Source organism: Methyloterricola oryzae, from assembly GCF_000934725.1.
GTDB lineage: Bacteria > Pseudomonadota > Gammaproteobacteria > Methylococcales > Methylococcaceae > Methyloterricola > Methyloterricola oryzae.
Map to the genome: position 1 here is coordinate 1 of NZ_JYNS01000057.1, position 3258 is coordinate 3258.

The window sequence follows — 3258 nt, forward strand, 5'->3', positions numbered from 1 at the left end:
CCGCTGGCGACCAGGAACTCGGTGCCCTTGATGGCGGCGTTGATGAAGGGAGTCTTGACGTCGAGGGAACTGGGGGTGCGGCTGCGCAGGTAGATGGCGCCTTTCAGCAGATCCAGCCAGGAGGGCTTTTTCTCCTGCAAACCGGACAGCACCACGGTTGTGCGTTGGTCCAGCGTCAGATAGGTCTGATTATTCAGCGCTAGGGTCGCTCGGCTGCGCTCCTGGGTGCGGATTTTGTCTCCGGCACAAAATCCTTGGTTGGCGATGGCCGCGTGCCAGTCGTTGCGCCCGGATTCCTGGCCGCGCACCTCGCCTTGGGCCGCGACCAACCTGGCAACCGGATGCTCGCACCCTGCCCACAAAGGGCCGGGCAGAATGGCTAACCCCATGGCGAAAAGGCGCTTGGCTTTGAAAGAGTTCATCCCACCTGAAACGCACGATGTCTCCGCAAGGCCCGGAGAGACATAGTCCTAGGGAAGCACAGATTAAATAGGTTTTCTGCTTGCGGCGTACACGTAACCGGCTGATTAAAAAAGACCATGAAAACATGAAAGTGAATTAATCGGCGTTTCCCTAGTGTCCCTGGCCCCCACGGCGCATGCTTGATGATATCCAAGAAATCAAGTGAGGCATTTTGGCACAGTCACGGGAAATCACAAGGACATGCACAATCAGGGAGCGTGACAATACCTCCCGATGAGCCGGTTCAAAGGATCGCCATAACGCATTAACTTAGCTGTGAGGGGCTGGTATCACTGAAACTTCGTTGAACAGCTTTGTGGATTTGCGTAGCCTGGCTTCTTCCACCATTTGGGTTTGCACTGGCTTTTGTCCGGGTAATGGCAGCAGGTTTCCATGGTGCTTGTGGTGGCAACGCCCTCTTGTATCGTTGTCTCCGAAACGGTGGTACAGCATGTCGCGCTGCCTAGACGCTCGGAGTCGATGATCTGGGCGGACGTAGTGCCAATGATCCGGTTTTGGGAGGTGAATAGTTGGCACTCCTGGCCACAGGATTGCAACGGCAGTTCCTTTTTGGTTTCCGGGTTAACCAGTGTTATCCGATCTCCTAAGCCGATGCCTATTTCTTCGCTTTTTGTCTTAAATATGACGTAAAGCAGCAGCATGATGGTAATCATCAAAAGAGCTAAAATGAGCCTGTCGTTTTTAAGCTGTGATTTTGCGGAAGTCATGATTAAAAGCCCCTTTTATTCACATTGATTTGAGAATCCAGGTTGATCAGATGATTCGCCGGGCCATACATCAGAATGACAGCGTAAACTGCGCGTAAAAGTATCGGCGAGGCTGAAATAAGGGATTTACAGGTTCACTGGTCTGCAGGTTGGTATCTTCAAAATGGAAATGCTCATCCGTAAGATTCTTGGCGCCAAGCGTTACAATACCGTAGCGCTTTGGCAGTCGGTATCCCAGGGAAACATCCAAGACCCAGAAGGTATCGCTGGCGCTCCGATCATCCACCCTGTAGTTTACTTTTTGGTAAACAAAACTGGGGGCCGCGGTGGCGAAGAAACCTGTAGGGTGAAAGTAACTGAGGGTGATCGGCGCACGATGGGTGCGAATCAGCGACTTCGCGTCATCTTGCTTGGCATCTTGCAAGGGATTATGTGTGGCTTCGTAAAAATAGGAAGCTCCAATAGCCAACTGTTCCGAAGGCGTCCAATACACATAGGCACGGTGCGCCTGCTCGCTCTGCTCGTGCATGACGGTTCCGAACTCCGCGTTGATATTGGGGACTTTCAAGTCGCGCCATGACAATTCCGCGCCTGCCTTCCAATTCTCCCCAAAGCGCTGGTCGACACCGACGCCATAGCGTGTACTTCGGGTGGCGTCGATATCGTCAAACATTTGATTAAAACCTGCCACGTGAGTGGGCTCCAAAGTCTGCTGCGTAGAAAACAGCCGCTTCTGATACTGGAACCAGGCGGCCCGCAGTGCAGTGTCGGGTGTAACATTCCAAATGAGGCCCAGTTTGGGGTTGACCGTGTCCAGATCCAGATCTGCGCGGCGGAAGGCGTCATAGCTTACGCCTACGGTCCATTTGAGCGAATCCAGAATGCGCACATGGTTGTATAGGAAGACGTTGCCGTGACGGGCATCCAAATCAAGTCGAGCATTCGTCGGCGCCAGGGTGATGGGTGCAGGGAGGGTGCCCCCATAAGTGGTTATGACAGAGTCATTAATCTGTTGTGAGTCTTGCTCGGAATAGCCCGCGCCAAGAATCGAATTGACTCGCTCGGAGGTAAATAGATATTCGAGCTCACCCACGTGCGAAGTGGTGGGCATGTTGACTCGGGTGTTTGTTTGCTTACCTGGGCGCACGCCGGATTGTGGAATGTCAATGAGGTCGGTGCGCAAATAGTTCCGGTCCTGATAAGAGTACGAGGCCAGCACACGATGCTGTGGCGCAATGTTCCAACTGCCTCCAATCCTCGCATTATCCTGGCGAATATGCGTGCGCTGGAAAGGAGAAAAGGCGTTGTCGAAGCGCAGGCGCAGATCTCCCACCTCGCTTTCCCTATGGCGGTATTCTGCTTGCACATCGATATCCGGTGTCAATCGGTACTGGGCGAACGCGGAGTAAATATCGTGGCGCAGGTCGTTATTGGCGCGGAATCCATTGGTTTCATAATGGAACTGACCGAGGCTGTAGGATGCGCGTCCTTTCACGCCGGACTGCACGACTTCATCCGAGTAGGTATCGAATCCCCCGGCCAGTCCCGAAACCTGCAGTCCCAAGCGGTCGCGCACGAAGAGCGGGTTGAATTCGTTGAAGCCCGGCAATGCGGGGCCCGTGTTGTCGGGAATGAGCAGAGTGGTCTCAGCGAGCCGAGGCTGAATGGGAGTCATGCTGGCGGGTTGCAGCAGCTGCGACTGAAACAATTCGCTGGACTGGGCGAGTTCATGGCGGCTAAGGGCTCGGTAGGCGTCCGAAAGCAGCCGGTGCGCCGAAAAGGTCGTTGGTGAATCGATCGAGGAGCGCCATCCTTCAAACAGAGCGCGCTGGTCGAAGCCTAGCGTGGCATAGATTCGTGCCAGGCTGGCGCTCCGGGCGGCCAGGTCATCGTCAAGACGCTGTTTCGAGCGATAGACGATGCGATTGTCGTTCAGGCGTATGGACTGGTCGAGGTTGCGCAAGGCCTCGACGGGCCGATTTTCCGCCTGTTTCTTGATGGCGTCGTAGAACCAGGGGGTGGGGTCCTTGGGGTCGTATTGCTTGGCCAGGTCGTACTGGCCCTGGGC

3 protein-coding genes are annotated in these 3258 nt (G+C 54.8%); all 3 read right to left on the bottom strand.

From position 1 onward, the window contains the following. A partial coding sequence (locus EK23_RS21150) for a FecR domain-containing protein (protein ID WP_045227385.1) occupies positions 1–422 on the bottom strand: 422 nt, incomplete at its 3' end. 330 nt (positions 423–752) lie between these two features. After that, positions 753–1190 carry a hypothetical protein gene (locus EK23_RS21155; protein WP_045227386.1) on the bottom strand — a complete coding sequence of 146 codons (438 nt, stop codon included), beginning with the start codon at positions 1188–1190 and terminating at the stop codon, positions 753–755. A gap of 70 nt (positions 1191–1260) precedes the next feature. Next, positions 1261–3258: TonB-dependent receptor (locus EK23_RS23810; protein ID WP_045227387.1), on the bottom strand; the 1998-nt coding region annotated here is incomplete at its 5' end.

Excerpts from the sequence above, each read along its gene's own strand:
- EK23_RS21155 (WP_045227386.1), bottom strand. The coding sequence starts at position 1,190 with ATGACTTCCGCAAAATCACAGCTTAAAAACGACAGGCTCATTTTAGCT.